This window comes from Dyella sp. 01N36, assembly GCF_056399745.1.
On sequence record NZ_JBFTRY010000243.1, the window covers coordinates 1 to 4,454 of the forward strand.

Sequence of the window (4,454 nt, forward strand, 5' to 3'; positions counted from 1 at the left end):
CATCTCGATGTGTCGCCGAAGATCGAGCCGGTGTCGGCGCCGATCAGTCACGCTGCCGTTGCCGAGCCTGCCGCTCCCGCGGTGGCCGAGCACAACGAGGTAGCGGTCAAGGCCGAGCACATGGTTGAGCCCGAAGCGACGCCAGTGGCGTCGCCTGCACAGGGCGATCTGCTGGCGCATGCCGCACTGTCGCAGCCGCAGGCCGTCGAGCCCGCAGCGCCGCATGCGGTTAGCGAAGAAACGGCAGACGACGTCAAGAAGGACGCCTCCTCGCACGGTTGAGGACGCGTCTAGTCGATAAAAAAGAAGCCGGACGAATGTCCGGCTTTTTTTATGCCTGCCCTGCGAGAAGATCAGCCGCCAGGCTGGTTGTTGCCCACCTGGTTGTTGTGGGTATCGAGCAGGCCGTGGATCGTCATCAGATGCGCCAGGCTGATCACATGATCCACCTGCAGCTTTTCCATCAGGCGCTGCTTATAGGTGGATACGGTCTTGGGACTGAGATTGAGCTGCTCGCCGATCATGGTCAGGGCTTTGCCACGGACCAGCATCATGGCCACCTCGAGCTCACGGCTGGACAAGGCATCGAACGGAGAACCTTCCCCGTCCAACGTCGCCAGCGCCAGCTGCTGCGCCACCGCCGGGGCCAGATAGCGTCGACCGGACGCGACCTGACGCACCGCGTCGAGCAGCTCGTCGGACGTGCAACCCTTGGTGAGATAACCCAGCGCGCCGGCATCGAGCAAGCGCTTAGGAAAGCGTGCGTCATCAACCACGGTGACGATGATGATGTGGGTGGCCAGCTTGGAGCGCGATACGCGCTCGGTCAGCTCGATGCCGCTCATGCCGGGCATATGGACATCCACCAGGGCGATATCCGGCGCCTTTGCGCGGATCAGTCTCAACCCTTCTTCGGCAGTTCCCGCTTCGCCGCAGATCTGAATATCCGGCTGCTGCTGCAGGATCATCCTGAATCCCGTGCGCACCAGCTCGTGATCGTCAATTAAAACTACCTTGATCACCAGTCTCCCTCCTTGGGTTTGTCCTAATGACCATAGGCCGCCACCTGGGTTAATGCAAGCAGCTGAACTACTTAAAAAACAGATCCGCAATAAGGGCCTACCGACGTGAAGGGCATTGCCTTACATGTCTCATCGCCAGCACGCCGACGAGCTCATTCGACACCGGTTGACCAGTTCCGTAAGGCCACCGCGTCAAGGTCGAAATCCTCGACCATCACGGTCATCTCGTGGCCATCCTCATCAGTCCACTGCTGTTCGCCGACGCGACGAGCCACCCCATGGATGACAGCACCCTGCTCGATCCTGCCGGCACTCTTGCACTGGCCCACGACAAAGCCTTCGGGCAATTGCGCCGCAACGCGATCCTCAAAAGGGCCGAGAAGTCTGATGCCGCTCATGACATCCCTCGATAGTGCGAATCGCAGCGGTGATCGTGCGAATGGTGCCCGGACCCGGGATCGAACCGGGATACCCTTGCGGGTGAGGGATTTTAAGTCCCTTGCGTCTACCAGTTTCGCCATCCGGKCCGATACGGAAGGATGCGCATCCTAGCACGCGTGCGACGGGCGCTCGCAGGGATGCGGCCAAGAAAAAACCCGCCTGGCGGCGGGTTGATACTGGTGCGCAATGGAGGCCTGGGTCGGAATCGAACCGGCGTACACGGCTTTGCAGGCCGCTGCATGACCACTCTGCCACCAGGCCATTGCGCACGGATCGTAACCTGAAACAGTCACCATCCGTTTGAAAAAACAAAACCCCGGAATGCCGAGGTTTTGCCGAAAACTGGAGCGGGAAACGAGACTCGAACTCGCGACCCCGACCTTGGCAAGGTCGTGCTCTACCAACTGAGCTATTCCCGCGTCTGAGTCGGAAATAATAGCAGAACGAAGGCATTTGTGAAGAGTCTGGCAAGACTTTTTTCATCATTCTGCCGAGCCCTGCGGTCGGCGTCTCGAAACCTCGCGGCGCAACCCGCCGCCACCCCATAAGCGTATTCCGGCAACAGTCCGTTCCCTTTGCAGTGACTGGTAACTACGCGGCGCGGGCTTATCTTGTGTGCAGGCGCTTTTAGGCGCTACCCACTATCAGGAGTGCAGCATGATCGACCGCCGACCTTTTAATAGCCTGGGCGGAGCCAACCACGGCTGGCTCGACGCCAAGCATCACTTCTCGTTCGCCAACTATCACGCCCCGGCGCGCATGGGCTGGGGTGCGCTGCGCGTGTGGAACGACGACACCATCGCGCCGCAGACGGGCTTTCCGCCGCATCCGCATGCGGACATGGAAATCATCACCTATGTGCGCGAAGGSGCCATCACGCATCAGGACAATCTTGGCAACAAAGGCCGCACCGTGGCTGGCGATGTGCAGGTGATGAGTGCCGGTTCGGGCATCACGCATGCGGAATACAACCTGGAATCGGGCAATACGCAGATCTTCCAGATCTGGATCATTCCCGATGAGCACGGCAAGCCGCCGTCGTGGGGCACCAAGCCGTTCCCGCCGGGCGATCGTTCCGGCCGCTTCGTGACGCTTGCCAGCGGCTTCAACGATGACGCCGATGCCCTGCCCCTGCGCACGAATGCGCGCGTGCTGGGTGCGACGCTGAAAGCCGGCGAGACCGCGGTGTACGACTTGGACACCACCCGCTACGCCTATCTCGTCCCCGCCAAGGGCAAGATCGAAGTGAACGGCGTGGCGCTGGATGCGCGTGACGGCGCTGCGATTCGCGACGAATCGAAACTTACCGTGACGGCGCTGGAAGATGCCGAGCTGGTGCTGGTCGATACGGCAGCGTAAGCATTGGCGGAGGATGGCGCCGTCCATCCTCCGTCGACCAAGGTGGGAGTGAACCACCGCAGCGACCTTGCTAACCTCGCCTGATCCCACAGCGCGAGGTTGGCGATGGCACACGGCATTCATACGATCGACACCGGTTTCGTGCGCCCGCACTTCGATGCGGCCTATCTGCTGGTGGAAAACGCCCGCGCGGCCTTCATCGACTGCGGCACCAACTATGCCGTGCCCAACATGCTCAACGCGCTGGACGCGGCAGGGCTTGCGCCGGCCAACGTCGACTGGCTGATTCTCACCCACGTTCATCTCGATCATGCCGGCGGCGCCGGCGAGTTGATCGCGCAGCTGCCTAATGCGCGTCTTGTTGTGCATCCACGCGGTGCGCGGCACATGATCGATCCCAGTCAACTGTGGGCGGGTGCATCGGCGGTTTATGGCCAAGAGGTGATGGAGACCACCTATGGCCGGCTGCGCCCCATTCCCGCCGAGCGCGTGGTTGAAGCGCCGGATGGGCACGTGGTTTCGCTATCGGGTCGTCCCCTGCTTTGCCTGGATACGCCTGGACACGCACGTCATCATCTGAGCGTTTACGACGAACGCGCGCGGGTGTGCTTCACGGGCGACACGTTTGGTTTGTCGTATCGCGAATTCGATACGGCGAGAGGCCCTTTCATCCTGCCGACCACATCGCCGGTGCAGTTCGACCCGAAGGCCTTGCATGCCTCGATCAATCGACTGATCGCGCTGCAACCGCTGGCGATGTATCTCACCCACTACGACCGCGTCGAAGGCGTCGAAAAACTCGCCGATGATTTGCACGCGCAGATCGATGCGATGGTGTCCATCGCCCGATCCGCCGGCGATGCATCAACAGATGCCGCACAGCGCCATGAGGCAATGAAAACCGCGTTGACCGAGCTCTATCTGACCCGCGCGCAAGCGCATGGCTGGTCGGGTGACCGCGCTCAACTGCTGGAGATCCTGGGCATGGACGTGGAGCTCAACGCGCAAGGCCTCGGCATCTGGCTGGATCAGCAGCGCCGCGCCAGCTAAAGATCAAGGCAGCGATGCGTCGATCAACTGATTGGCGACTTTGACCAGCGATTCAGCGGGGCCATGCGGTCCGAATAGCTGGCCCGAGGAATACGTACCCTCGAGCAGCAGGAGCAGGCCATTGGCGAGCAGTGCCGGATCTTTCGCTCCCATCGCCGTCGACAGTTCGATCAGTCGCTCGCGCAACTTCTGCTTGTGTTCCTCGGCGACCTTGCGCGCGGGATGATCGTCGCCGGGATACTCCACCACCGCGTTGGTCAAACCGCAGCCGCGATAGCCTGCCTGGGTGGCGCGTTGAGCCAGCCCTTCGAAGTACGCCATCAGTTGTGCGCGCGCATCATCGGGATGGATCTGCGCGCCAGCCTCGAACACTTTCCAGAACGCCACCTCGTAGTCGCGCAGGTATTCGGCGGCAAGTTCGTCCTTGGAGGCGTAGCTGCGATAGAGGCTGGGCTTGGTCACGCCAGCACGCGTCACGATCTCTTCTACGCCAATCGCGCGTATGCCTTCGCGATAGAACAGTTCGCGCGCGGTACGGCGAATGCGTTCGGCCGCCTTGGGTTTGGCGTCGGAGGTGGGTTC

The 4,454-nt window shown here is 61.5% G+C and carries 6 protein-coding genes and 3 tRNA genes; 3 read left to right on the forward strand and 6 right to left on the reverse strand.

All coding sequences use genetic code 11. The annotated features are described in order from the left end of the window. A partial coding sequence (locus AC1DMG_RS20105) for a hypothetical protein (protein ID WP_477180979.1) occupies window positions 1-282 on the forward strand: 282 nt, incomplete at its 5' end. 71 nt (window positions 283-353) lie between these two features. Here the strand turns inward: AC1DMG_RS20105 and AC1DMG_RS20110 are convergent. The 5 genes from AC1DMG_RS20110 to AC1DMG_RS20130 form a co-directional block, all read right to left on the reverse strand. Beyond that, entirely contained in the window at window positions 354-1,022 is a 669-nt protein-coding gene (locus AC1DMG_RS20110) for a response regulator (protein WP_441605658.1), read from the reverse strand. 152 nt (window positions 1,023-1,174) lie between these two features. Next, window positions 1,175-1,420 carry a hypothetical protein gene (locus AC1DMG_RS20115; RefSeq protein ID WP_441605659.1) on the reverse strand — a complete coding sequence of 82 codons (246 nt, stop codon included), beginning with the start codon at window positions 1,418-1,420 and terminating at the stop codon, window positions 1,175-1,177. Between the two features lie 42 nt (window positions 1,421-1,462). Beyond that, window positions 1,463-1,549 (reverse strand) — tRNA-Leu (locus tag AC1DMG_RS20120). Window positions 1,550-1,650: 101 nt separating this feature from the next. After that, window positions 1,651-1,724: transfer RNA gene (locus AC1DMG_RS20125), tRNA-Cys, on the reverse strand. Window positions 1,725-1,806: 82 nt separating this feature from the next. Continuing rightward, window positions 1,807-1,882: transfer RNA gene (locus AC1DMG_RS20130), tRNA-Gly, on the reverse strand. 238 nt (window positions 1,883-2,120) lie between these two features. On the opposite strand from AC1DMG_RS20130, the gene AC1DMG_RS20135 reads away from it, so the two are divergent. Beyond that, a complete protein-coding gene (locus tag AC1DMG_RS20135; protein WP_441611300.1) occupies window positions 2,121-2,822 on the forward strand; it encodes a pirin family protein in 702 nt (233 codons plus the stop codon). Window positions 2,823-2,927: 105 nt separating this feature from the next. Then, entirely contained in the window at window positions 2,928-3,872 is a 945-nt protein-coding gene (locus tag AC1DMG_RS20140; RefSeq protein WP_477175922.1) for an MBL fold metallo-hydrolase, read from the forward strand. 3 nt (window positions 3,873-3,875) lie between these two features. On the opposite strand, the gene AC1DMG_RS20145 is transcribed toward AC1DMG_RS20140, so the two are convergent. Further along, window positions 3,876-4,454 (reverse strand): TetR/AcrR family transcriptional regulator (locus AC1DMG_RS20145; protein ID WP_477180980.1); only part of this gene is annotated, 579 nt, incomplete at its 5' end.